Origin of the sequence: Nonomuraea sp. B19D2 (assembly GCF_040137845.1) — a bacterium.
Lineage (GTDB): Bacteria > Actinomycetota > Actinomycetes > Streptosporangiales > Streptosporangiaceae > Nonomuraea.
This window is the reverse complement of record NZ_JBEFAK010000025.1, coordinates 49,314-75,053: the sequence shown is the minus strand read 5'-3', so window position 1 is coordinate 75,053 and position 25,740 is coordinate 49,314. Positions and strand designations below refer to the sequence as shown.

General features: G+C 71.7%; 18 protein-coding genes and 1 pseudogene. 13 read left to right on the top strand and 6 right to left on the bottom strand.

Annotated elements, in window-relative coordinates; translation table 11 throughout:
- The first annotated feature begins 5 nt into the window (after nt 1-5).
- The 7 genes from ABN273_RS36280 (at nt 6) to ABN273_RS36250 (ending at nt 11,097) form a co-directional block, all read left to right on the top strand.
- Nucleotides 6-980 (top strand): enediyne biosynthesis protein, encoded by a 975-nt coding sequence (locus ABN273_RS36280; protein ID WP_349453624.1) that lies wholly within the window; start codon nt 6-8, stop codon nt 978-980.
- A complete protein-coding gene (locus ABN273_RS36275) occupies nt 977-6,643 on the top strand; it encodes a type I polyketide synthase (protein WP_349453623.1) in 5,667 nt (1,888 codons plus the stop codon). The genes ABN273_RS36280 and ABN273_RS36275 overlap by 4 nt, the downstream gene beginning before the upstream one ends.
- Nucleotides 6,640-7,074, top strand: a complete 435-nt coding sequence (locus ABN273_RS36270; protein ID WP_349453622.1) for an acyl-CoA thioesterase — start codon at nt 6,640-6,642, stop codon at nt 7,072-7,074. The genes ABN273_RS36275 and ABN273_RS36270 overlap by 4 nt, the downstream gene beginning before the upstream one ends.
- 21 nt (nt 7,075-7,095) lie before the next feature.
- Entirely contained in the window at nt 7,096-7,641 is a 546-nt protein-coding gene (locus ABN273_RS36265; protein ID WP_349453621.1) for a flavin reductase family protein, read from the top strand.
- A complete protein-coding gene (locus ABN273_RS36260; RefSeq protein WP_349453620.1) occupies nt 7,638-9,029 on the top strand; it encodes a cytochrome P450 in 1,392 nt (463 codons plus the stop codon). Before ABN273_RS36265 ends, ABN273_RS36260 begins: the two co-directional genes overlap by 4 nt.
- A gap of 65 nt (nt 9,030-9,094) precedes the next feature.
- A complete protein-coding gene (locus tag ABN273_RS36255) occupies nt 9,095-10,636 on the top strand; it encodes an acyl-CoA carboxylase subunit beta (protein ID WP_349453707.1) in 1,542 nt (513 codons plus the stop codon).
- Nucleotides 10,637-10,794: 158 nt separating this feature from the next.
- Nucleotides 10,795-11,097 carry a hypothetical protein gene (locus ABN273_RS36250; protein ID WP_349453619.1) on the top strand — a complete coding sequence of 101 codons (303 nt, stop codon included), beginning with the start codon at nt 10,795-10,797 and terminating at the stop codon, nt 11,095-11,097.
- Between the two features lie 11 nt (nt 11,098-11,108).
- Here ABN273_RS36250 and ABN273_RS36245 read toward each other — a convergent pair whose 3' ends face one another.
- From ABN273_RS36245 to ABN273_RS36235, 3 genes are read right to left on the bottom strand one after another with little or no spacing between them, the layout of a single operon-like run.
- Entirely contained in the window at nt 11,109-11,564 is a 456-nt protein-coding gene (locus tag ABN273_RS36245; RefSeq protein ID WP_349453618.1) for a hypothetical protein, read from the bottom strand.
- Nucleotides 11,564-12,127, bottom strand: a complete 564-nt coding sequence (locus tag ABN273_RS36240; protein ID WP_349453617.1) for a hypothetical protein — start codon at nt 12,125-12,127, stop codon at nt 11,564-11,566. Before ABN273_RS36240 ends, ABN273_RS36245 begins: the two co-directional genes overlap by 1 nt.
- A 32-nt stretch (nt 12,128-12,159) precedes the next feature.
- Nucleotides 12,160-12,471, bottom strand: coding sequence for a hypothetical protein (locus ABN273_RS36235; RefSeq protein WP_349453616.1), 312 nt, complete (start codon nt 12,469-12,471; stop codon nt 12,160-12,162).
- Between the two features lie 113 nt (nt 12,472-12,584).
- On the opposite strand from ABN273_RS36235, the gene ABN273_RS36230 reads away from it, so the two are divergent.
- From ABN273_RS36230 to ABN273_RS59765, 6 genes and pseudogenes are all read left to right on the top strand, one after another.
- The gene (locus tag ABN273_RS36230) at nt 12,585-14,900 is read left to right on the top strand and encodes a beta-xylosidase/alpha-l-arabinosidase (protein ID WP_349453615.1); all 2,316 of its coding nucleotides are present in this window, start codon (nt 12,585-12,587) and stop codon (nt 14,898-14,900) included.
- The gene (locus ABN273_RS36225; protein ID WP_349453614.1) at nt 14,900-15,880 is read left to right on the top strand and encodes an ABC transporter permease; all 981 of its coding nucleotides are present in this window, start codon (nt 14,900-14,902) and stop codon (nt 15,878-15,880) included. The genes ABN273_RS36230 and ABN273_RS36225 overlap by 1 nt, the downstream gene beginning before the upstream one ends.
- Nucleotides 15,877-16,752 (top strand): carbohydrate ABC transporter permease, encoded by an 876-nt coding sequence (locus tag ABN273_RS36220; protein WP_349453613.1) that lies wholly within the window; start codon nt 15,877-15,879, stop codon nt 16,750-16,752. Before ABN273_RS36225 ends, ABN273_RS36220 begins: the two co-directional genes overlap by 4 nt.
- Nucleotides 16,753-16,779: 27 nt before the next feature.
- A complete protein-coding gene (locus ABN273_RS36215; RefSeq protein ID WP_349453612.1) occupies nt 16,780-18,417 on the top strand; it encodes an ABC transporter substrate-binding protein in 1,638 nt (545 codons plus the stop codon).
- Nucleotides 18,417-19,172, top strand: a pseudogene (locus tag ABN273_RS59770) (GH39 family glycosyl hydrolase); the annotation flags it as partial. The gene ABN273_RS36215 and the pseudogene ABN273_RS59770, both read left to right, overlap by 1 nt.
- Before the next feature lie 28 nt (nt 19,173-19,200).
- Nucleotides 19,201-19,524 carry a GH39 family glycosyl hydrolase gene (locus ABN273_RS59765; RefSeq protein WP_502911184.1) on the top strand — a complete coding sequence of 108 codons (324 nt, stop codon included), beginning with the start codon at nt 19,201-19,203 and terminating at the stop codon, nt 19,522-19,524.
- A gap of 724 nt (nt 19,525-20,248) precedes the next feature.
- On the opposite strand, the gene ABN273_RS36205 is transcribed toward ABN273_RS59765, so the two are convergent.
- The 3 genes from ABN273_RS36205 to ABN273_RS36195 all read right to left on the bottom strand — a co-directional run bounded on the left by ABN273_RS36205 (nt 20,249) and on the right by ABN273_RS36195 (nt 25,724).
- Nucleotides 20,249-22,192, bottom strand: a complete 1,944-nt coding sequence (locus tag ABN273_RS36205) for an alpha-glucuronidase (protein ID WP_349453610.1) — start codon at nt 22,190-22,192, stop codon at nt 20,249-20,251.
- A 76-nt stretch (nt 22,193-22,268) separates the two neighbouring features.
- A complete protein-coding gene (locus ABN273_RS36200) occupies nt 22,269-22,994 on the bottom strand; it encodes a DUF6882 domain-containing protein (RefSeq protein WP_349453609.1) in 726 nt (241 codons plus the stop codon).
- A gap of 75 nt (nt 22,995-23,069) precedes the next feature.
- On the bottom strand, nt 23,070-25,724 hold the full coding sequence (locus ABN273_RS36195; RefSeq protein ID WP_349453608.1) for a sugar-binding protein: 2,655 nt from the start codon (nt 25,722-25,724) through the stop codon (nt 23,070-23,072).
- Between the last annotated feature and the right edge of the window lie 16 nt (nt 25,725-25,740).

Here is a 25,740-nt window from a genome sequence, read left to right as displayed (position 1 = left end):
CGGACATGGCCGACAAGACAAGCAGGACCACGCCCCGCCACGATCCGAAGGTCGTCACGGCGCTGCGCAGGTTCGCCATCTCGATCACGGTCTTCAACATCCTCGGCTACACCTGGTTCGGGTTCGAGCAGCCCTGGACGTGGCCCTTCGTGGCGCTCGCCACCGCCTACACCGCGGAGATCGTGCTGGAGCTCATCGGCGCCCGCGCGGAGGGCCGCGCGCCGCGCTTCCGCGGCAACGGCTTCCGCGGGCTGGTGGAGTTCCTCTACCCCGCGCACATCACCGCCATGGCGCTCAACATGCTGACCTACGTCAACGACCAGATCCTCGTCATGATGTTCGGCGTCACCGTGGCCGTCGGCGCCAAGTGGGTGCTCAGGGCGCCGGTGCGCGGCCGCCTGCGGCACTTCATGAACCCCTCCAACCTCGGCATCGCGGTGATCCTGCTGCTTTTCCCGTGGGCCAGCATCGCGCCGCCGTACCACTTCACCGAGAACGTGCACAACCCGATCGACTGGATCATCCCCGGCATCATCATCGTCGGCGGCACCATGCTCAACGGCAAGCTCACCAACCGGATGCCCCTGATCCTCGCCTGGGTCGGCGGGTTCGCCCTGCAGGCCGTGGTCCGCGGGCTCATCATCGACGACATCTCGATCCTCGGCGGCCTGTCCATGATGACCGGGGTGGCGTTCATCCTGTTCAGCAACTACATGATCACCGATCCCGGGACGACCCCGTCGAGACCGCTGTCCCAGGTGGCCTTCGGCGGCGGCGTCGCCCTGGTGTACGGCGTGCTCATGGGCATGAACATCCCGTACGGGATCTTCTTCGCCACCGCGATCGTCTGCCTCGTCCGCGGCGGCTTCCTCTGGGCGCTGCACATCGTGGACAAGGCCAGGGCGCTCGACGCCGCGAGGGTGAGCGCGGCCGCGGCGGAGGCGGTCTCCCCGTCAGGGAAAGAGGTCGCGAAAGTATGACGAAGATCGCGATCGTCGGCATGGCCTGCCGCTATCCCGACGCCGCCTCGCCACGTGAGCTGTGGGAGAACGCCGTCGCCGGACGCCGGGCCTTCCGCCGGCTGCCCGACGTGCGCATGCGGCTCGCGGACTACTGGCATCCCGATCCCGCCACGCCCGACCGGTTCTACGCGCGGACGGCCGCCGTCATCGAGGGCTACACCTTCGACCGCGTGGCCCACCGGATCGCGGGCAGCACCTACCGGTCGACCGACCTGACCCACTGGCTGGCGCTGGACATGGCGGGCAGGGCCATGGCCGACGCCGGGTTCCCCGGGGCGGAAGGGCTGCCCAGGCAGAGCACGGGCGTCATCGTGGGCAACACCCTCACCGGGGAGTTCACCCGGGCGAAGGCCCTGCGGCTGCGCTGGCCGTACGTGCGGCGCACGCTCGCGGCGGCGCTCAAGGAGCAGGGGTGGGACGACGACCGGCTGGCCTCGTTCCTGGCCGACTACGAGACGGCCTTCAAGAGCCCGTTCCCGCCCGTGGACGAGGACACCCTCGCCGGCGGGCTGTCCAACACGATCGCCGGGCGCATCTGCAACCACTACGACCTGCACGGCGGCGGCTACACCGTGGACGGCGCCTGCTCCTCCTCGCTGCTGTCGGTGGTGACGGCGGCCAAGGCGCTGACCGACGGAGACCTCGACGTCGCGATCGCCGGCGGCGTGGACCTGTCCATCGACCCGTTCGAGATGATCGGTTTCGCCAAGACCGGGGCCCTGGCCAAGGGCGACTTCCGGCTGTACGACCGGCACTCCAACGGCTTCTGGCCCGGCGAGGGCTGCGGGATCGTCGTGCTGATGCGAGAGGCCGACGCGCTGGCCGCGGGGCACCGGGTCTACGCCACCATCGCCGGGTGGGGCGTCTCCTCCGACGGTGCGGGGAGCATGACACGTCCCGAGGTCAGCGGATACCGGCTGGCCCTGGAGCGCGCCTACCGGCGGGCGGGGTTCGGCGTCGGGACCGTGTCGCTCTTCGAAGGGCACGGCACCGGGACGGCGGTCGGCGACGAGACGGAGCTCACCGCGCTGTCCCAGACCCGAGCGGCCGCCGACCCGGCCGCGCCGCCCGCGGCCGTCGGCTCCGTCAAGGGCATGATCGGCCACGCCAAGGCCGCCGCCGGGGTGGCCGGCCTCATCAAGGCGGCCATGGCGCTGCACGAGCAGGTGCTTCCCCCCACCATCGGCTGCGTCGAGCCGCACCGGGTGCTCACCGAGGAGCACGCGCCGCTGCGCGTGCTGCGCGCCGCGGAGCCGTGGCCCGAGGGACGCCCGCTGCGCGCGGGCGTCACCGCCATGGGCTTCGGCGGCATCAACACACACGTCGTGCTCGAGTCCGAGGCCACCCGGCGGCGGATGTCCAGCCGCACCAGGGCGCTGGCCGCCTCGCCGCAGGACGCGGAGGTCTTCCTCTTCGACGCCGCGTCACAGGACGAGCTGCGGGCGTCGGTGGCGGAGCTGGCCGACTTCGTCCGCCAGGTGTCCTACGCGCAACTGACCGACCTGGCCGCCACCCTGAGCGACCGGCTGCGCGGCCTGCCGTACCGCGCGGCCGTGGTGGTCACCTCGCCGGAGGACGCCGAACGGCAGCTCAGGCGCGTGCTGGCGGCACTGGAGTCAGGGGACACCAGGCTCGTCACCTCGGACGGCAGGGCATGGGCCGGCCGTGCCACGGCCCGGCCCAAGGTCGGCTACCTCTTCCCCGGGCAGGGCTCGGGGCGCGGGACCGGCGGAGGCATGCTGCGCCGGCGCCTGGCCTGTGTCGAGGAGCTCTACCGCGAGGCCGGGCTTCCGGCTGCCGGAGACATGGTGGCCACCTCGGTGGCCCAGCCACGCATCGTCACCGGATCGCTGGCGGGGCTGCGCGCGCTGTCCCTGCTCGGCGTCGAAGCCGACGTCGCCGTCGGCCACAGCCTGGGCGAGATCTCCGCGCTGTGCTGGGCGGGCGCGATGGACGAGCAGACCCTCCTGCGGGTGGCCGCCAAACGCGGGCGCGCCATGGAGCGGGAGAGCGCCAGCGGCGCCATGGCGAGCCTGCGCACCGGCCCCGGCACGGCGTCGGAGCTGATCGGCGAGCTGCCCGTGGTGATCGCCGGATACAACGCGCCCACCCAGACCGTCGTCGCCGGGCCGGTGGAGGCGGTCGAGGAGGTCGGCCGCGCCGCCTCCCGCGCCGGGCTCACCTGGTCCCGGCTGAACGTCTCGCACGCCTTCCACTCCCCGCTGGTGGCGCCGGCCGCGCGGGCGCTGGCGGAAGAGCTGGACGGCGAGCGGTTCCACCGCCTCGGCCGCCGGGTGGTGTCCACGGTCACCGGGAGCACGCTTGCGCCCGGCACCGACGTCGCCGCGCTGCTGCTCCGCCAGGTCAGCGACCCCGTGCTGTTCACGCAGGCCCTGCAGGAGGCGGCCGCAGGGCTGGACCTGCTCGTCGAGGTGGGCCCTGGCCGGGTGCTCAGCGGCCTCGCAGCCGAGCTGACCGACGTCCCGGCGATCGCGCTGGACACCGACGGCGAGTCGCTGACCGGGCTGCTCGGCGTGGTCGCCGCCGCCCACGTGGCCGGGGTGCCGGTCGCGCACGAGGAGCTCTTCCACGGCCGCCTCATCCGGCCGCTGGAGATCGGCGCGGAGTTCTCGTTCTTCGCCAGCCCCGCCGAGTCGGCCCCGCAGACCACGATCAAGGAGGTGCCCGCGCCCGCGCAGCCCGAGCCCGCCCAGGACCGCCCGCAGGCGGGCCCGTCCGGGGAGTCCACCACGGACCTGCTGCGCCGCCTGGCCGCCGAGCGCGCGGAGCTGCCCCTGGAGATGGTGACCGAGGACAGCAAGCCGCTCGACGGCCTGCACCTGAGCTCGGTCACCGCGATGCACATCCTCGACCAGGCCACCCAGCACCTGGGGATACCCGCGGGGCAGGCGCTGCCCAACCTCGCCACCGCCACCCTGCGCGAGCTGGGCGAGGCGCTGGACCAGCTGGCGGCCGAGCCGCACGACCAGCGGGTCACGGGCGTGACGGGCGCGGCGACCTGGGTGCGGCCGTTCGCGGTCGACCTCGTCGAGCGGCCCCGGCCCCGGCGGGCCAGGACCGAGGAGCCGGGACGGTGGCAGGTGTTCGCCCCGGCGGGTTCGGCGCTCGCGGCGCCGCTGCGGGAGGCCCTCGAACGGGAGAAGGCCGGATCCGGTGTGCTGGTGTGCCTGCCGCCGGAGTGCGCGGCGGAAGACCTGGAGCAGGCGCTACTCGGCGCCAAGACCGCGATGGCGGCCGGGCCGGGCACCCGGTTCGTCCTGGTCCAGCACGGCCGCGGTGCGGCGGGGCTGGCCAAGACCCTCCACCTGGAGGCCGCCGGGCTCCGCACGACCATCGTGCACGTACCCGAGACACCCGAGGTGATCACCTGGGTGGCTGAGGAGGTGGCGGCCACCGCCGAATACGCCGAGGTGCACTACGACGCGGACGGCGTGCGGCGGGTGCCCGTCCTGCGCGCGCTGCCGGTGCGCCAGGCACGCGCGGAGGAGCCGCTCTCGTCCGAGGACGTGCTGCTGGTGACGGGCGGCGGCAAGGGCATCACCGCCGAGTGCGCGATCGCGATGGCCGGGCACGCCAAGCTCGCGCTGCTCGGCCGCTCGGACCCGGCCCAGGACCAGGAGCTCGCCGCCAACCTGCGGCGCATGGCCGAGTCGGGGCTCACCGTGCACTACGCCAGGGCCGACGTCACCGACCCCCAGCAGGTACGGCAGGCCGTCGCCGAGGCCGAGCAGGCGCTCGGACCGGTGACCGCGGTGCTGCACGGCGCCGGGCTCAACCAGCCCGCCGGCATCGGCAGCCTGGAACTGCCCGACTTCCTGCGCACGTTCGCCCCCAAGGTCGACGGCCTGCGCAACGTGCTCGACGCGGTGGCGCCCGACCGGCTGCGCCTGCTGGTCACGCTCGGCAGCATCATCGGCCGCGCGGGCCTGCAGGGCGAGGCGCATTACGCGACCGCCAACGAATGGCTGGCCGAGCTCACCGCCGAGGCCGGCCGGCGCCACCCGGCCTGCAGGTGCCTCTGCCTGGAGTGGTCGGTGTGGTCGGAGGTCGGCATGGGGGAGCGGCTGTCGGTGGTGGACCGGCTGGCCCAGCAGGGCATCACGCCGATCCCCGTCGAGCAGGGCGTGGAGATCATGCGCCGGCTGGTCACCGACCCGGACGCCCCCGGCACCGTGGTCATCACCGGCCGCGCGGAGGGTGTCCCCACGATCCAGCACGACCTGCCCGAACTGCCCCTGCTGCGCTTCGTGGACAAGCCGTTGATCCGCTACCACGGGGTGGAGCTGGTCAGCGAGGTCGAGCTGAACGCCGGGACCGACCTCTACCTGGCCGACCACCTGCTCGACGGAAACCTGCTGTTCCCCGCCGTGTTCGGCATGGAGGCGATGGCCCAGGTCGCCGGCGCGGCCATCGCCCGCGAGAGCGCGCCGGTCATCGAGCAGGCCGAGTTCCTGCGGCCGATCATCGTGCCGCAGGAGGCGAGCACCACGCTGCGCATCGCCGCGACGGTCATCGACGACGGCACGGCGGCCGTGACGATCCGCAGCGGCGAGACCGGCTTCGACGTGGACCACTTCAAGGCCGTGCTGCGCTTCGCCGCGGAGGGCCCCGAGGAGGGGGCGCCCGTCCAGGTCGCCGACGGGCTGCCGCCGGTGGCGCTCGACCCGGACACCGACCTGTACGGCGAGGTGCTGTTCCAGGGCAGACGCTTTCAGCGGCTGCGCCGCTACCACCACGCGGCCGCCCGCCACGTGGACGCGGACCTGGCGGTGGAGGCGGACGGCTCGTGGTTCGCCGGCTTCCTGCCCGACCGGCTCCTGCTCGGCGACCCGGGCATGCGGGACGCGCTGATGCACGGCAACCAGGTCTGCGTGCCGAACGCCACGCTGCTGCCGACCGCCGTCGACAGGGTGCACCCGGGCGGCGCCCGGCTGGCCGGCGTGGGCGAGGTGCGCTACTGCGCCAGTGAGCGCAGCAGGGACGGCGACACCTACGTCTACGACATCGCGGTACGCACCAAGACCGGCGAGCTGGTCGAGCGCTGGGAAGGGCTGCGCCTGCAGGCCGTGCGGAAGAACGACGGGCGCGGCCCCTGGTCGGCGCCGCTGCTCGGCCCCTACCTGGAACGCACGCTGGGCGACCTGGCCGGCGCGCAGGTCGCGGTCGTCGTCGAACCGGGCGACGACGCGGCAGAGCTCACCCGGGAACGCCTCACCGCAGGGGGCGCGGGGACAACCCTCGCTTCGACCAGTGCGCAGGTGCCGGGCATGACGCTGCGCGTCGCCGCCCAGGGCACCGTCGCCTGCGAGATCGTACAGATCTCCGGGGACCCGCCCGGGCCGCACGCCGCGCTCGCCGAGCGGATCGCCGCCGAGGCGGCGGAGCGGCAGGACACCGCCGCCGCCAGGATCCGCGCCGCCGAGACATGCCTGCGGCGGGCCGGCCGCACGACGGACGCCCCGCCGGCCCTGCACTCCGCCGCCCGCGACGGGTGGGTGGTGCTGGCCGCCGCGGGCTCGCTGATCGCGACGCTCGTGACCACCGTACGGGAGCTGCCGGAGCCCGTCGTGGTCGCGATCCTCACCGAAGGACGGTCATGACCATGGGAAAGTACTTCGAATATCTCCACACGGTGGGCTTCGAGGAGACCAACATCGTGGGGAACGTCTACTACGTCAACTACCTGCGCTGGCAGGGCAGATGCCGGGAGATGTTCCTGAAGGAGCGCGCGCCCGACGTGCTCGCCGAGCTGCAGGACGACCTCAAGCTGTTCACCCTGAAGGTCGACTGCGAGTTCTTCGCGGAGATCACGGCCTTCGACGAGCTGTCCATCAGGATGCGCCTGGTCGAGCTCGCCCAGACGCAGCTGGAGTTCGGCTTCGACTACATACGGGTCGGCCCCGACTCGAGCGAGACGCTCATCGCCCGCGGCAGGCAGCGGGTGGCCTGCATGCGCGGGCCCAACACCAGGACCACGCCCGCGAGGATCCCCGAGTCCCTGCTCAGGGCGCTTGAACCGTACGCGTCCTAGACGCGGATCCAGGAGGCAAGCGTGCACATCTCCGCATCGACCCCGACGCTCGACGACGCCACCGACTCCAAGGCGCTGCGCACCGCGTTCGGCGCGTTCGCCACCGGTGTCACCGTGGTGACCACCGGTGGCGCCGTCCCCCACGCCATGACGGCCAACGCCTTCACCTCGGTCTCACTCAGCCCGCCGCTGCTCCTGGTCTGCGTCGCCAAGTCCGCGATGATGCACCGGCGCCTCGGAGAGAGCTCCTTCTTCGGCGTCTCCGTGCTCGCCGGCCACCAGGAGGCCGCGGCCAGGCACTTCGCCGACCGCTACCGCGCGCTGGGCGCGGCCCAGTTCGCCCAGGTCGACGTGGAGCTGGGGGAGCTCACCAGGGTGCCGCTCATCGCGGACGCCGCGGTGAGCTTCGAATGCGACCTGTGGCGTGCCTACGACGGCGGCGACCACACGATCTTCCTCGGCAAGGTGCTGTCGATGCGGCAGCGGCCCGGCAGCGACGGGCTGCTGGTGTACCGGGGCCGGTTCGCGGAGATCGGCGCCGCCTCGTCCGAGGGGGTCACGGCATGAGCGTGGTCCAGGTCCCGCCCGCCACGCGGGCGGGAGGGGCGGCCAGACCGCCCGGCCCGCCTCTGTGGGCGGGCCCCGCCCTGTTCAGGCAACTGGTGACGGACCGGCTGGCGCTGCTGTCCGGGGCCGCGGCGCGGTACGGCGACGCCGTACGGCTGACCATCGGCCCCAAGACCATCTATCTGTTCAACCACCCCGACCACGCCAAACACGTGCTGGCCGACAACCACGCCAACTATCGCAAGGGCATCGGCCTGGCCGAGGCCAGGCCGATGCTCGGCGACGGCCTGCTGACCGGCCACGGCGAGGTGTGGCGGCGCCAGCGCAAGGCGATCCAGCCGCTGTTCCAGAACAAGCGGCTCGCCCGGCAGGACGCGATCGTCGCCGACGAGGCCGGGCGGCTGGTGGCCAGGCTGCGTGCGCACGCGGGCGCCGGGCCGGTGGACGTGGCCGGCGAGATGACCACGCTCACCCTCGGCGTGCTGGGCAGGACGCTGCTCGAGGCCGACCTCGGGGCGCACGCGTCGATCGCGCACGCCTTCGAAGGCGTCCAGGACCAGGCGATGTTCGAGATGGTCACGCTGGGGGCGGTCCCGCTGTGGTTGCCGTTACCGCTGCATCTCCGCTTCCGCCGCGCCCGCAGGGCACTGCACAGGATCGTCGACTCGCTGGTGGCCGAGCGGGCCGCCCGCCCGACCGACGGGAGCGACCTGCTGTCCCTGCTGATCGCCGGCACCCGGCAGGACGCCGGCCCGCGGGCCGCGCGCGAGCGCCTGCGCGCCGAACTGGTCACCATCCTGCTGGCCGGGCACGAGACCACGGCGAGCACCCTGTCATGGGCCTTCCACCTCCTCGACCGGCATCCCGGCGTGCGCGAGCGCCTGCACGCCGAGGCCGTCGCGGTGCTGGGCGACCGGCCGCCGACGTACGAGGATCTGCACCGGCTCACCTACACCACGATGGTGCTCGAGGAGGTCATGCGCCTCTACCCGCCGGTGTGGGCGCTGACCCGGGTGGCGGTGGACGGCGACGAGGTGGGCGGTTACCGGGTGCCCTCGGGGGCGGACGTCCTGATCAGCCCGTACACGCTGCACCGGCATCCGGGTCACTGGCCGCAGGCGGACCGGTTCCGCCCCGAGCGGTTCGCCCCCGACGCGCGGTCCGACCGCGCCAGATACGCCTACATTCCGTTCGGCGCCGGGCCGCGCTTCTGCGTCGGCAGCCACCTGGGGATGATGGAGGCCGTCTTCGTGCTGGCCATGGTCTCCCGCGAGCTGCGGCTGACCGGCCGGCCCGGTCGCCGGGCGATTCCCGAGGCGATGCTGTCGCTGCGCGTACGCGGCGGGCTGCCGATGACCGTCAGCGTGCTGAAGGGACGAGACGATTGAGCATCTTCGAGCTGGACATCACCCCTGAGGCCCTCGAGGAGGCCGTGCGGGCACTGCCGCCCTCCATGGCCCGGCTCCGCGAGGACCTGGGCAGGCTGCGCAAGGAGATCGCCGAGGGCCGCCCCCAGGGGGTGGCGCGGCAGCACGCGCTGGGCAAGCTCACCGCCAGGGAGCGGCTGGACATCCTCCTCGACGAGGGCTCCTTCGTCGAGCTGGACATGCTGCGCCGGCACCGGGCGCAGGGGCTGGGCATGGACCGGCAGCGGCCGCACACCGACGGGGTCGTCACCGGGTCCGGCACGATCGAGGGCCGCCGCGTCTTCGTCTACGCGCAGGACTTCACCGTCTTCGGCGGCTCGCTGGGCGAGGCGCACGCCCTGAAGATCCAGAAGGTGATGGAGCTGGCGCTGTCCACCGGCTCGCCGTTCATCGGGCTGAACGACAGCGGCGGCGCCCGGATCCAGGAAGGCGTGCTGTCGCTCAACGGCTACGGCGGCATCTTCCAGCGCTTCGTCCAGGCGTCCGGAGTCATCCCGCAGATCAGCGTCGTGCTCGGCCCCTGCGCCGGGGGCGCGGCCTACTCGACGGCGCTGGCCGACTTCACCTTCATGGCCGGCGACACCGCGCAGCTGTACCTGACGGGGCCGGACGTGGTGGAGGCGGTGACCGGCGAGCGGGTGACCCACGCCGAGCTCGGCGGCGCGCAGGTGCACGGCAGCAGGTCGGGCGTGTCCACGTTCGTCTACGACGACGAGGAGAGCTGCCTGCTCGGCGTCCGCGACCTGCTGTCCATGCTGCCGAGCAACAATCTCGGCCGCCCGCCCGCGCTCCCGCCGTGCGGCGCGACCACCGACCTGCGCCCGCGCCTGGCCGAGATCGTGCCCGCCGAGCCGCACAAGCTGTACGACATGCGCCTGGTGCTGGCCGAACTCGTGGACGACGGCGACCTCCTCGAAGTGCACCATGGCTGGGCGCGCAATGTGATCTGCGCCCTGGCCAGGATCGACGGTGAAGTGGTCGGCGTGGTGGCCAACCAGCCCATGGTGCTCGCCGGGGTGCTCGACGCGTCGGCCGCCCAGAAGGCGGCGCGTTTTGTCAGGTTCTGTGATGCCTTCTCGATTCCCTTGGTGACGCTCGTCGACGTTCCCGGCTTCCTGCCCGGCAAGGACCAGGAGCACGCCGGGGTGATCCGGCACGGCGCGAAGCTGCTGTACGCGTACTGCGAGGCGACCGTGCCGCGCATCTCGGTCGTCATCAGGAAGGCGTACGGCGGGGCGTACATCGTCATGGATTCGCGTTCCATCGGCACCGACCTGTCGCTGGCCTGGCCCACCAACGAGATCGCCGTGATGGGCGCGGAGGGCGCGGTGAACGTCATCCACCGCAGGCGGCTGGCCGCGGCGGCCGACCCCGTGGCCGAGCGGGCCGAGCTGCTCGAGCAGTACAAGCAGGAGCTCATCCAGCCCACCTACACCGCCGAGCGCGGGCTCGTGGACGACGTGATCGACCCTGCCGAGACCCGGGCGGCCGTCGCCCGCGGGCTCGCCATGCTCCGCGACAAACGCAAGCACCCGGCTCCGCGCAAGCACGGGAACGTCCCGCTCTGACAACACCGGCCCCGCCCGCTCCACGGGCGGGGCTTTCGCGTGTCCCGGACCGGGGTGACAACATGCGGTAACCCGCGTGCAGCTTCCTGCCGCCGCCGCGCCTGGATCGTGCCCTTCGCCGGTCGCACAGTGGAGTGCGTCAACACGATCAGTGCCGGGTGACCGCCAGGCGGGCACCCGGCCGGGAGGAGGGCGGCACCGTGCTGATCCAGCTGACGATGCGCCAGGTGCGCGGGCTGCCGCTGCCCGGCTCGCCGGTGGACGGGATCCGCATCATGGCGCTCCTGCCCAGCGGCTGGCACAAGGACCTCGCCCAGGCGTCGGGGGACATCGTCATCCGGGTGCGTCCCGACGAGCCGATGAGCAGCGCGCAGGTCGGCGATCGGGTGCGGGAGATTCTCGCCAACCCCGAGGTCGACCGCTGGGAGCTGGTGGGCTGCCAGCCGCAGGACGACTCGTGAGCTTCCCCGCGTCATTCCCGCGCCGCGGCCACCCGAGGACGACGGGCGCCGCGCCGCGGCTTGACGTACGAGAACCAGAGGATGGCCGCCGCCGAGGCCAGCAGCAGCGCGGTGACCACCCACTCGTTGGAGCCGCTCGGTCCGTAGACCCGGTTGGCGGCCCCCACGTCCAGGGCGCGCGCCGGTTCGCCGGCCCGGTGCGTGGCGCGGTCGCTGCCGTACATCTCGATGCCGGACCTGACCACGGCGCCGTCGTCGGAGCGGAACTCGCCGATCCAGACGCACGACTCGTGCCCCGGGTGCTGGATGCAGGACAGTTCCCGGGGGACGAAGACGCCCGGCCTTCCGTCCGCTCGCGCCGCCCGCACCACCGTGCCGAGGTTCGGCGTCGCCAGGTAGGCGAGCAGGCAGGCGAAGAGGGTCAGCGCCACGGTGAAGGCAGGGGAGCGCCTGCCGGGGGCCTTCATCAGCCCGTGGCGAGGGCGCAGGTGCACCGCATCTGACCGGCTTCCGCCCGGCTCGGGCGCCGGTGCAGGATCATCGCCACCACCATGGGTGCGAAGACCAGCGCGTTGTAGAACAGGTGCAGCTCCATGCGGGGCAGGACGAGCTGGAGGATGCTGGTCGGCACGGGGCGGCCGAGCAGGTTGGCGCCGGTGAGCGCCTGCCCGAGCAGCAGCAGGTGCTCCAGGTGGTGCCAGACCTGGATGCCCAGAGAGATGTTCCACCACAGGCGTGCCCTGCCGACGAAGCCGCCTCTCAGCATGATCAGGCCGACCAGCATCAGCAGCGCATAGCCGTAGTGCATCCACTCGGAGGAGACGAGCCAGGGGAAGGGCACGCCGAGCACGCCGCGCGCGTCCTTCAGCGGCCAGCCCAGGACGTAGACCTGGACGGCCTGCGCGATGTGCTCCGCCCAATGGGCGATGACGATGAAGAGGAACACCCCGAGGCCGGCCTTGTGGTGCCGGGTGTTGAGCCGTCGCGTCCATCCGTCCGAGTGCTGCGCGAGCGCGGCATCGACAGCCATACGTGAACCTCAATTCTCGGCTGGAGATCGTCTCACCAATGTCCATTGGAAGGTGGCAGGCCGCATCTTGGATAGTGCGGAGCGGCGGTTATGCCGATCGCCGCCACCGACGAGCCCACGTAGTCGACGGTGCCGATCCCCTGCAGCATGCCCACGTACGTGACGACACCACAGATCAGGAGCCCGGCCGAGTGCGGCAAGCTCGTCAACCAGGCGGCCCGCACGTTGACGGAGTCCCTGACCTGACAGTGGCCGAACGGCAACTTGTCAGCTGAGCGTCCAGAAACTTTCTGGAAATTTAGCATCGAATGCTGGCTCAATCCTGCGGTGATCAGCCGGAACATAGCACTTTGCACCCTCTTGACACGCCGAAACCCTGACCCATAAGTTGCCGCAATATTAACGGGAATTCTTCGAAAGTTTCGGCGTCATGCCGGCGATCAGCCGAAAGGGTGGCATGAGGGGCCAGGTACCAATCGACAAGTGGCGGGACGCGCGGTTGTCTCCCGCCGAGCGGGCCGAGGCGCTCATCCCGCTCATGACGCTGGAAGAGAAGATCGCCCAGCTCGTCGGCGTCTGGGTCGGCGCCGACGCCTCAGGGGGAGGCGTCGCCCCGCACCAGGAGGAGATGGCGGGCGTCGAGTGGCGCGAGGTCATCGCCAACGGGCTCGGCCAGCTGACCCGCCCGTTCGGGAGCGCGCCGGTCGATCCGGTCGCGGGCGCCCGCTCGCTGGCCGCCTCGCAGGAGCAGATCGTGGCGGCGAGCAGGTTCGGGATTCCGGCCCAGGTGCACGAGGAGTGCCTGACCGGCTTCGCCGCCTGGGGCGCGACCGTCTACCCGACGCCGCTGAGCTGGGGCGCGTCCTTCGACCCCGAGCTGGTCGAGGAGATGGCCGGGCGGATCGGCCGGTCCATGCGGGCCGCCGGGATCCACCAGGGCCTCTCGCCGGTCATCGACGTGACCCGCGACTACCGCTGGGGACGCACCGAGGAGACCATCGGCGAGGACCCCTATCTGGTCGGCACGGTCGGCGCGGCCTACGTACGCGGGCTGGAGAGCGCGGGGATCGTCGCCACGCTGAAGCACTTCGCCGGCTACTCCGCCTCCCGGGGCGGGCGCAACCACGCGCCTGTGCACATGGGGCGCAGGGAGCTGGCCGACGTGATCCTGCCGCCGTTCGAGATGGCCCTGCGCCTGGGCGGCCCCCGGTCGGTGATGAACTCCTACGCCGAGATCGACGGCGTTCCCGTGGCGGCGGACGAGGGCCTGCTGACCGGGCTGCTGCGGGAGGAGTGGGGATTCGCGGGCACGGTGGTGTCGGACTACTTCGCCATCCGGTTCCTGCAGAAGCTGCAGGGCGTCGCGGCGGACGCGGCGGAGGCGGCCGGCCTGGCCCTGCGCGCCGGGATCGACGTCGAGCTGCCCACGGTCGACACCTTCGGCGCCCCCTTGGTCGAGGCGGTGAAGGCGGGGCAGGTCGACGAGGCGCTGATCGACCGCGCCCTGCGCCGGGTGCTGGCGCAGAAGGCCGAGCTCGGGCTGCTCGACGAGGGGTGGCGGCCGCTGCCCGGCGAACCCGAGGACGTGCGCCTCGACGACGAGGAGAGCCGGGAGCTCGCCCTGCGCCTGGCGCGCGAGTCCGTCGTCCTGCTGCGCAACACCGGCGACATCCTGCCGCTCGCCCCGGGCCGGCGGGTGGCTCTCGTGGGCCCGGTGGCCGACGACCCGATGGCGATGCTCGGCTGCTACGCCTTCCCCGCGCACGTGGGCCCGCATCCCGAGCACGGGCTCGGGATCGACATCCCGTCGCTGCGCGAGGCGCTCGGCACGCTGGTCCCCGATCTGACGTACGAGCCGGGCTGTGGCATCACCGGCGACGACACCTCCGGCATCGCGGCGGCCGTGGCCGCGGCCGAGGAGAGCGACGTGTGCGTGGTCGTCGTCGGCGACCGGGCGGGGCTGTTCGGGCGCGGCACCTCCGGCGAGGGGTGCGACGCCACCGACCTGCGCCTGCCCGGCGTGCAGGCCGAGCTCGTCAGGGCCGTGCTCGCGACCGGCACTCCGGTGGTCCTGGTGCTGCTGGCCGGGCGGCCGTACGCGCTGGGGCCGGAGTTCGACGCGGCCGCGGCCGTGGTCTTCGGCTTCTTCCCGGGCCAGCGGGGCGGCCAGGCGCTGGCGGAGGTGCTCACCGGCGCGGTGAACCCGTCCGGGCGGCTGCCGGTCAGCGTGCCGCGCGACGCCGGCGGCCTGCCTTCGACGTACCTGTCGCCGCCGCTCGGGCGCCGGACGGAGGTGTCGTCGGTGGACACGACGCCCGCGTACCCGTTCGGGCACGGGCTGAGCTACACCACGTTCGCGTGGGAGCCGCTCGACACGGACGCGGCCGAGTGGCCGGTGGACGGCGAGGTCACCGTCGGGGTGACGGTCCGCAACACCGGGTCGCGCTCCGGCACGGAGGTCGTGCAGCTGTACCTGCACGACCCGGTCGCGCAGACGACCAGGCCGGTGGTGCGGCTGGTCGGCTACGCCCGCGTCCCGCTGGAGGCCGGGCAGGCCGCGCGCGTGTCGTTCACGGTCCCGGCCGACGTCGCCTCGTTCACCGGCCTGCGCGGCCGGCGCATCGTCGAGCCCGGCGACGTCGAGCTGCGCTTCGGGCGCTCCAGCGGTCAGGCGGCGGCGGTCGTGCCGCTGCGGCTGACCGGCGCCGAGCGCGAGGTCGGGTACGACAGGCACCTGCTGGCCACGGCCCGCATCACGCGCGAGGAGGAGTGATGAGTACGACGCTGGACAACCCGCCGCAGGACGCCCGGCGGGCGCGGCCGGAGCCCCACCGGCGCAGGCGGGCGAAACCGGGCACGTGGCGGCAGGCGATCCGCCGCGACTGGCAGCTGTACTCGCTGGCGATCCTGCCGCTGCTGTTCTTCGCGATCTTCCGGTACGCCCCGATGCTCGGCAACGTGATCGCCTTCCGCAAGTTCGAGCCGGGCGGCAGCATCTTCGGCGAGACCTGGGTGGGCCTGCGGTACGTGAAGATGTTCCTCAACGACCCGTCGTTCTGGACCGTGTTCACCAACACGCTCGTCCTCGGGGCGCTCACCCTGCTGTTCTGCTTCCCGCTGCCGATCGCGCTGGCGCTGCTGCTCAACGAGGTGCGCAACCGGCGCGTCAAGCGGTTCCTGCAGTCGGTGTCCTACCTGCCGCACTTCCTGTCGATGGTCATCGTGGCCGGCATCGTCATGCAGATGCTGGCCATCGACGGGCCGATCAACCAGCTGGTGAAGACGTTCGGCGGGGAGGCCACCCCGTTCATCCAGAAGCCGGAGTGGTTCCGCACGATCTTCGTCTCGTCGGAGGTCTGGCAGACCGTCGGCTGGGGGACCATCCTCTACCTGGCCGCGCTGACGACCATCGACGGGCAGCTCTACGAGGCGGCCCGGATGGACGGCGCCGGACGGTGGCGGCAGATCTGGCACGTCACCCTGCCGGGCATCCGGCCGACGGCGATCACGCTGCTGATCCTCAACATCGGCACGTTCATGGCCGTGGGCTTCGAGAAGGTCCTGCTGCTGTACAACCCGCTGACGTACCCGACCGCCGACGTGATCTCCACGTACCTGTACCGCATGGGTGTGGAGTCCAGCAACCTCAGCTACGCCGCCGCGATCGGCCTGTTCGAGGCGCTGATCGGGGTGGTGCTGATCTCGTCGGCGAACGTGATCTCCCGTCGCACAGTAGGGACGAGCCTGTGGTGACGATCGAGAAGAGCCGCGGCTACCGCGTCTTCCAAGGGATCAACGCCGTCATTTTGACCGGCGTCGTGATCGTGACGTTGTACCCCTTCGTCAACATCATCGCCCGCTCGTTCAGCGAAGAGCGCTACATCGTCGGCGGGCAGGTCAACCTCATCCCGCGCGGGTTCAACATCACGACCTACAAGCTCGTGGTCTCGGACCCGATGTTCTGGACGAACTACCGCAACACCGTGCTCTACACCGTCGTGGCCACCGCCATCGCGATGGTGCTCACCACGTGCTACGCGTACGTGCTGTCCAAGAAACACCTCAAGGGCCGCACGTTCCTGGTCTGGGTGGCCGTCTTCACCATGATCTTCTCCGGCGGCCTGATCCCCCAGTACGTGCTGGTCAACGGCCTCGGGCTGACGAACTCCATCTGGGCCATCGTCCTGCCCAACGCCATCAGCGTCTTCAACCTCCTGGTCATGAAGGCGTTCTTCGAGGGGCTGCCGCAGGAGCTGGAGGAGGCCGCCGCCATCGACGGCCTCAACACCTACGGCGTCCTGTGGCGGATCGTGCTGCCGCTGTCGAAGGCGGTCATCGCCACGATGGTGCTGTTCTACGCCGTCTCGTTCTGGAACTCGTGGTTCACGGCGTTCCTCTACCTGAACGACACGAAGTTGTTCCCGGTGACCATCTACCTGCGCAACCTCATCGCCGGCGCCACGGGCGCCGAGTCGGCCGGTGCGTCGCTCACCGAGGCGTCGGCGGCCGCGGCCAACATCCAGTCGGTGACGATCATGCTCACCGTCCTTCCCATCCTGGCGGTCTACCCCTTCGTGCAGCGGTACTTCGTCTCGGGCGTCATGCTCGGCGCGGTCAAGGGATAGCCATTGTCCATCCGAAAGGAACCCCCCATGCAGCACATCTCCCGGCGTCAGGCACTCATCGGGCTGGGTGCGCTCACCTTCGCCGTCGCCGGATGCGGCGCGGACGAGGCCCCGAAGAAGGCCGCCGACGTGTCGGCGAACAAGGCGGGCGCGATGGCGAACTACGGCGTCAACCAGCAGTTCAAGGCCACCGAGCCGGTCTCGTTCGACGTGCTCTACAACAACCACCCGTTCTACCCGGACAAGAGCGACTGGCTGTTCTGGCAGGAGCTGACCAAGCGGACCGGCGTGACGCTCAAGCCGGTGGAGGTGCCGCTCAGCGACTACGACAAGAAGCGCGGCCTGCTGGTGGGCTCCGGCCAGGCCCCGCTCATCATCCCGAAGACCTACCACCCGGCGGAGGAGGCGTTCGTCTCCTCCGGCGCCATCCTGCCGGTCAGCGACTACTTCGACCTGATGCCCAACTTCAAGGACAAGGTCGCCAAGTGGAAGATGGAGCCGGAGCTGGACACGCTGCGCCAGGCCGACGGCCGCATCTACCTGCTGCCGGGTCTGCACGAGGAGATCTGGATCGACTACTCCCTGGCGGTGCGGACCGACATCCTGGAGAAGCACAAGCTGGAGATCCCGAAGACCTGGGACGATCTGTACACCGTGCTCAAGGCGCTGAAGAAGGAGTACCCGGACCTCTACCCGATGACCGACCGGTTCGGCGTCCCCACGCCCGGCGGCAACCTGTTCAAGCTCGTCGCCCAGGCCTACGGCGCCAAGGGCGGCTGGCAGTACCAGCACGCGACCTTCGACACCGCGAGCGGCAAGTTCGTCTACACCGGCGCGATGCCGCAGTACAAGCAGATGCTGGAGTACCTCGCCAAGCTGGTGAAGGAGAAGCTGCTCGACCCGGAGAGCTTCACCCAGCAGGACGAGCAGGCCAAGCAGAAGTTCAACTCCGGCAAGTCGTTCGTGATCAGTGCGAACGCGCAGTCGATCGTCAACGACTACCGCCCGACGCTGACCAAGCTCGTCCCCGGCGCCAAGGTCGCCAAGATCCCGGTGCCCGTGGGCCCGATCGGTGAGTACAAGATCGACACCCGGCTCGAGAACGGCATCATGATCTCCAAGAAGGCGCTGGAGAACAAGAACTTCGTCGCCATGATGCAGTTCATCGACTGGCTCTGGTACTCCGACGCGGGCGAGGAGTTCGCCAAGTGGGGCGTCGAGGGCACGACGCACACCAAGGACGCCTCGGGCAACTTCAAGCTGGCCAAGGACATCGACTTCGTCGGCCTCAACCCCGGGGCGCCCAAGCACCTGCAGAAGGACTTCGGCTTCTCCAACGGCGTCTTCGCCTACGGCGGCACCACCAAGCTGCTCAACTCCACCTTCTCCGAGGAGGAGGTGGCGTTCCAGAACGTGATGAACGCGCGCAAACCGTACCCGATCGAGCCGCCGCACCCGTTCAACGACGAGGAGCGCGAGCAGGCCACGCTGTGGGAGACGCCGCTGAAGGACTTCGTCACCCAGCAGACGCTCAAGTTCGTCCTCGGCGAGCGCGACCTGAGCGAGTGGGACGCCTACGTCAAGGAGCTGGAGGCAAAGAACATGACCTCCTACATCAACCTCGTCAACACCGCCTACGAGCGGTTCAAGAAGGACCACGGCTGATGCGGGTTCCCCCGGAGGCCTCGGGGCGGCTGTCCGACGCCTGGCGCTTCTGCGTCGGCACCGGCCGCTTCGAGCTGGCGCTGCGCCGCGACTACCAGGATTCGCTGGCGCTGATCCAGCGGGAGATCGGCTTCCGGCACATCCGGGGGCACGGGCTGCTGAGCGACGGGGTGGGCGTCCACCAGCCGTACGAGTACGCGGGCGCGCGGCACGTGCGCCACTCGTTCACGTACGTCGACCAGGTGATCGACGCCTACCTCGAGCTCGGGATCCAGCCCTTCGTCGAGCTCGGCTTCATGCCCTCGGGGCTGGCCTCCGGCGACCAGAGCGTGTTCTGGTGGCACGGCAACGTCACCCCGCCCAGCTCCTGGCGGGAGTGGGCCGACCTGGTCAGGGCCACCGTCGCGCACCTGGTCGACCGGTACGGGCTCGACCGGGTGCGCACCTGGCCGATCGAGGTGTGGAACGAGCCCAACCTCAAGGACTTCTGGCAGGACGCCGACCAGGACGCCTACCACCGGCTGTACGAGGTGAGCGCGCACGCCGTCAAGGAGGTGGACGCCTCGCTCCAGGTCGGCGGCCCGGCCATCTCGCCCGGCTCCGACGAGTTCCTGGTGCGCTTCGCGGACTTCGTGGCCGAGCGCTCGCTGCCGATCGACTTCGTCAGCCGGCACGCGTACACCTCCGGCCCGGCCCAGCACGTGCCGTTCGGCGTCCACCAGACGCTGGCGCCCGCGGCGAAGCTGCTCGAGCAGTTCGCCACGCCGCGGCGCCGGGCACACGGTGCGGCTGTCCGTCCCGGTCGGGGACGCCGCCTCGGCGTTCGAGCTGCGCTCGTCGGTGAGCGAGGAGAAGGGCAACGCCTGGGCGGCCTGGTGCGAGATGGGCCGCCCACGCTCGCCGAAGGCCCGGGAGCTCGACGTGCTGCGGGAGGCGGCCGAACCGGTCCGCAGCCACCGCAGCCTGCCGGTCTCTGGCGGGTACGCGGACCTGGATCTCACGCTCGGCCGCCACGAGGTTACGCTGGTCGAGCTCACGCCGGTGGTGGACGAGACGCCGCCGTGGTGGAACGACGGGCGGCTGCTCGGCCTGGGCTGCCCGGATTGAGAGGAGAGCCGATGAGCGAGGTGACGGCTGCTCGGTCCGGGAGCGGCGAGGTGCCGGCCGGGCGGCGGTTCGGCCAGGGGCCGCTCTCGCGCGCCGCCACGCTGGTCTACAGCCTGCTGGTGGTCGAGGGCATGTTCCTGCTCGCGAGCGCGCCCGGCCTGCTCGCGCTCACCCTGCTCGGCGGCGACGCGAGCAACGTGCCGCTGGCCGCCGCCTGCGCGCTGCCGCTCGGCCCCGCGCTGTCCGCCGCCCTCTACGCGCTGCGCCACCGCAGCAGGGACATGACGGACCTCCACCCGGCGGCGGCGTTCTGGCGCGGCTACAAGGCCAACGTGCGCGGGGTGCTGAAGATCTGGGTGCCCTGGCTGGCAGGCCTGGCGGTCGTCGGGACGAACCTGGCGAACTTCGCCGCCGCCGGCGTTCCGGGATGGTGGGCGGTGCTGCTGCTGGTCGTCGCGGTGGCGGCGATGTTGTGGGTCGCCAACGCCCTGCTGATCACGTCGCTGTTCGAGTTCCGGGCGGTGGACGTGGCGCGGCTGGCCTCGTACTTCCTCATGCGCCACCCGAAGGCCACGTTCGGCAACGCGGCCCTCCTCGTCGTGGCGGGCGGGCTGACAATGGTCGTCACCGAGCTGGTGCCGGCGCTGCTGGCCTCGGCGTTCGCCGCGGCGCTCCTGTGGAACAGCCGCCCGGTGATCGCCGAGGTCCGGGAGCGCTTCACCGCTTAGGGGATGTGCCTTCCGCGCGCGTCGGGCACGCCCGACTTGCGGAAGAAGTAGGCATTGACCTGGTCGCGCCACTCCTCGGCGCAGCGGATCTGCTCGTCGAGGAGCTCACGCACCCGGGCGTACACGTCCGGGGGCACCGCGCCGGAGCCGGCGAGCTTCTCCCAGAGCAGCCGGGACTCGGCCACCTCCTCGGCGCCCGCGAAGTGGGTGTCGTAGATGTGCTGGATGACCGTCGAGCCGCTCTGCAGCACATGCCCGTACGGGACGTGGTGGAAGAAGAGCAGCAGCTCGTCGGGGCACCTCTCGAGCGACTCGTAGATGTCCGACCACGGCTCCGGGTACTGGCCGGTGAAGCCGGTGCCGGTGGCGCGCGTGCGGTCCACGCCCACGCCGTCGCGGTCGGCGAAGTGGTACGTGCCCCACGGCGTGTACTCGTACCCGTCCACGTCCGGGCCGTAGTGGTGGCCGGGACGCACCATGAAGCCGACGCCGAGGGGCGCGGTGTAGCGCTCGTACGTGCGCCACGAACCGTCCATCATGGCGTGCAGGGTGCGCCGCAGCGGCTCGCCGGGCCGCGCGAAGGTGAGGTCCATCCACTCGTCGAGGATGGCGGCCGGGTCGAGGCCCGGGTCCCAGGCGAGGCGGCCGAACGCGTACAGGTTGGCCTGCGCGAGCGGGTGGCCGGTCCAGAAGCGGTCGTCGCCCACGTTGGAGACCGCGACCAGGTCGCCCGCCTCGGCGACGTCCTCGAACGCCAGGACCTCGCTCCACATCGGGGCCAGGTAGCAGACGTGCCGCTGCTGGCCGGTGTACTCCTGCGTCACCTGCAGCTCCACCGCCAGGCGGGTCCCCTGCATCTGCAGGATCACCGGGGAGACCGGCTCGCGCGGCTGGAAGTCCATGGGACCGTGCTTGACCTGCAGGATCGCGTTGTCCAGGAACCGGCCGTCGAGCGGGGCGAAGTGGTCGTAGGCCGCGCGGGCGCGGTCGGTCGAGCGGTCGCGCCAGTCCTGCCGGTGGTTGTAGACGAAGGCCCGCCAGTGGACGACCCCGCCGAAGGGGGCCAGGGCGTCGGCGAGCATGTTCGCGCCGTCGGCGTGGGTGCGCTCGTACGCGAACGGGCCCGGCTGCCCCTCCGAGTCAGCTTTCACGACATATCCGCCGAAGTCTGGAATTGTCGCGTAGACGTGCTCGGTGGTCTCCGCCCACCACCGCCGGACCTCCTCCGCCAGCGGGTCGGCGGTGGGGAGGCCGCCGAGCTGAATGGGGGAGGCGAAGTTGACCGACAGGTGCACGCGGATCCCGTACGGGCGGAACTCGGCCGCGATGGCGGCCACCTCGCCGAGCCGGTCGGTCAGCAGGTGGGCCTCGGTGGCGTGCACGTTCACGTTGTTGATCGCGACCGCGTTGACGCCGGAGGCGGCCAGCAGCCGCGCGTAGGCCCGCACCCGGGTCAGGTCCGGGCGCGGCGCGCCGTCCGCCCAGAAGATCGACCCGCCCGCGTAGCCGCGCTCGACCTGGCCCATCACCGGGTGCACGTCGATGTTGTCCCAGTGGTCGAGCATGCGCCGCCGCATCGCGGGCCGGTGGTGCTCCACCGGCCACTCGCCCTCGAACGCCGCCTCGCCCAGCCGTACGACGTGGAAGAACCCGTAGAGCAGCCCGGCGGGATCGCCGCCGGCCACGGTCGTCACGCCGTCCCGCCGGGAGATCGCGTACCCGTCCGCGCCCTCGGACCCGGACAGGGTGAGCACGAGGTCGGACGGTCCTCCGTCCGTGACGCTGCCGCCGTACCGGGCGGCGGCCTGCGCGACCTCCTCCCGCACGGTGTCGGCGAGCGGCCCGTCCGCCTGTACGAGGGTGCGGCGGGAACCGATCGCCCTGAACGCCTCGGGCGGCAGCCACGCCGGATGGACGTCGGTCAGTTCGGGAATGCTCACGGGGCTCCTTCGGTACGGCACCGAGGGATGAATCTACCGAAACGGCGCCCGCCGCGAGAGGTCAGGGGCTCGCCTGTCAGGCGCCGCGCGGGGCCGACAGAGTGGCGGAGATGTTGCCGACGCGGCCGAGCGGGTCGAACTCGACGAGCGCCTCGAAGCCCGGTCCGGTGAGGGTGAGCTGATCGGCGTTCTGGCCGGGAGCGACGCCGAGGCCGCGGCGCACGGCGTAGCTGTGTACGGCGCGGCGGTGCTCCGTCAGCAGCGGCAAGGTGAGTGCCTGCTGCAGGACGCGCATGAGGCGAGCGGGCTCCGGCGGCGGCAGCTGGAAGTCCGGGTGCTCGATGAGGAACGCGACCCGCGTGCCGCCGCCCGCGTCGCCGTTGTAGGCGGTCCAGTGGCCGCTCACGGCCTTGGCGGCCTCGGTGAGGATCGCCGCGGCGAAGGCAGGATCGGCAGGGGAGCCGGGCAGCACGCCGAACGGGACCTCGGCGGCGGCGAGCTCCGCGATGTCGTGCTGCTGCCCGAAGTCCCGCAGCGTCGCGGAGAGCGCCGTCAGCGCCTCGGGGAAGCCGGACGGGTTCGCCCAGGCCCACAGCCACGAGTCCGGTCCCGGGGCGGCGGAGCCGAGCAGGTGGAAGCGGGTGCAGGTGATCGTGTGGTCCCCGGTGAACTCGAAGCGCTGCTCTCGCAGGTCGACGCTCCAGTTGTGCTCGCCGAGCACCTCTTCGAGGTGGATCTGGTGCTCGAGCGAAAGGATCGCCGCGTCGTCAAGGAGGTTGGCAAGGGTGAGTGATTCCGGCATCCGGGCAGATTAGGGGGTTTCCGGGGATGCGTCTAATCGGGTGGCCGCCCGTCCCGGGGACGGGCGGCCGACCTTTCAGCGGACTCTCACCTGCGAGGCCGCCGTGCCTCCGCCGGGCGCCTCCCAGCCGGCCACCACCGCCGGGTGGGCGGCGAGGGCGCGGGTCAGGGGGACGGTCACGGTCGTGGTCCCCTTGCTGGAGACCGTGACGACGCGGCTGCCCGCCGTCCCCTGGTCATCCCGGACGAACACGTGCGCCTTGCCTGCCGCGTTCGCCCGCACCGTCACCTTCACCCCCGACTGTGAGGCCGTGGCGGAGGTGAGCCAGCCGCTCTCCGACTCCTTCGCCGCCGGGCCGCCCGCGAGCGGCACGTGCACCCGTACCGCCTGCTCCAGCGATTGCGGCGAGTCCAGGCTGGACAGGCCCGTGTCCGGGATCACCGGGTCGGGGACGGGCCGGTCGGCGGGCGGCCGGTAGCCGGTCAGCGAGGCGACACCCCACCGGTACGGGTCGCCCTGCACGCCGCCCCACGTCGACCAGCCGATCCGGGTCTGGCCGGTCTTGTCCTGGGTGTCGGAGTCGTAGACCAGGATGTTCAGGCCCAGGTGAGCGGGGTCGATCGAGCCCGGCAGGACCGCCATCGGGATGGACATCTCCACCGTGTAGCCGCCCGGGGCGACCTTCGAGGCCACCCGCATGCCCGGCGCGGTCTGCTCGCCCGGTCCCTGGCGGTTGTCGGCGTCCCGCTCGAAGCACGGCGGCCCTTCAGCGGTCACCGGCAGCACCGCCGCCTTGAACGTGGTCGAGGTGTTCTCGGACGTGCCGCGCGGGTCGAACGTGACCTCCACCGCGTCGGTACGCCAGTGCCGCTTGCAGTCGGCGGCCGCCAGCCGCGTGCCGAGCACGTCGTCCTTCACCTGGACCAGCAGGTAGAGGGTGTCGTCGTGCCAGGCCAGCCTGGCCGTGCCCGAGCAGTCGGCCGCCGACGAGCACGCGGTGCCCTCCCACAGGCGCGAGATGTCGAGGGCGGACCCCGGGTACTCGCCGTCGCCCGCCATGCCGTCCACGGTCGGCGAAGCCTGCGGAACGGAGGTCGCCGGGACCAGCTCGAGCGCCGGCTTGCTCACGACCGCGCCGTCCACGCTGATGGTGTACGCGTAGTCGCCGCCCTGGTTGGACGTCTTCAGCGAGGGGTCGGAGTTGGTGACGGTGAACGGCACCGTCGCCGAGGCCCCGGCCGCCAGGTCGGTGTAGGGCGCCTCCACGCGGTCCGCGGTGAACCCGGCGGGCAGGTCGACCCGCACGGTGCCGGACCTGGCGGCGTCGCTGATGTTGGTCACCACGACGCCGACCTGCCTGGAGCCGCCGGAGGGCAGCGTGAGCACGGGCGTGACGATGCCGCGCAGCTGCGGCACGCCGACCTCGGAGATCCACTTCTCGAACTGGGCGACCTGCGGAAGGAGCTGCTGCGTCGCCCGTACGGCGGGGCTGATCTCGACCTGACGGTCGGTGTACCCGCCGCCCTGCTCGGTGGTCAGCGCGGCCGAGACACGCGCCCGCCCGCTGCCCTGGGCCGGCGTCACTGTGAACGTCGCCGTCCCCGTGCGTCCCGCGGCGAGCCTGCCCAGGTCGCCCGAGCCGCTGACCTGCCAGCCCTCCGGGAGGCCCAGCTTCACCGACGACCGGCCCAGCGGCTCGCGCGCGGGCGCGGTCGCGGTGACCTTGACGGTGAACGGCGTGCCAGGGCGCACGTCGAACGTGCTGGTGCTCAGGCCGAACGAGGTGCCGAGCGGGACCGTCCCCGAAGCCCTCGTCAGGGCCCCGTCGAGGATCGCCGTGGGCGCCGCGGCCGCCGCGCTGCCGGGCGCGGGGAACGGCACCCGCGAGTCCACCTGCGTGAAGAAGTCGCAGCCCAGCTGGTTGGGGTCCGACGGCACGTCGGGGAAGACGGCCCACCCCTGGGAGGCGTACGTGCGCTGTGCCTCGCGCTCGACGGCCGCCCACGTCTTGCCCTGTACCTGGGAGGCGCGTCCGCCCCACACGCCGTACACGTTCTGCGCGGGGTTGGTGGGACGGAAGGTCGAGGCGCAGGACGGGCCGGTCTGCGAGGTGCCGCGACCGCCGCCGAGCAGCAGCCGGGCGGGCGCGAACGGCTTCAGCCCCTCACGGGTGATCTGCTCGGGGAACGCCTTGGGGTCGGCCGCCGCGTAGAACGCCTGCACGGCCAGCCGCGCCGCCTGCTGGTGGTTGCCGTGGTTGCCGGGGGAGGGCGCCGGGTCCATGGTCAGGATCACCTCGGGCCGGGTCTGCCGGACCAACCGCACGACCTTCTCCAGGGTGTCCGCGCCCCAGATCTGGTCGGTCAGCGGTGCGCTCACCGTGTAGTAGAAGTCGACGTCGTCGAGGTTGAACACCTCGCGCACGCCCGCCTTGCCGACGGCCGACCGCTCCTCGGCCTCGCGCAGCAGCCCGAGCGCCGGGCCCTCCTCGGGCCCGACCGCGTTGCCGCCGCCCTCGCCCCGGGTGACGGTGACGACGCCGGTGCGGACGTCGTGGTCCTCCTTCCACTGGCCGAGCGTGGACAGGCTGAACGCCTCGTCGTCGGGGTGCGCGCCGACGAACAGCGCGTCGAGGTCCACGGGCGAATCGGCGGAGGCTGCGGACGGTACGGCAGGTAAGACGGCGAGCGCGACCGTGGCGGCCAGCACCAGCGACAGGCGTTTACGCATGGAACCTCCGGAAAGA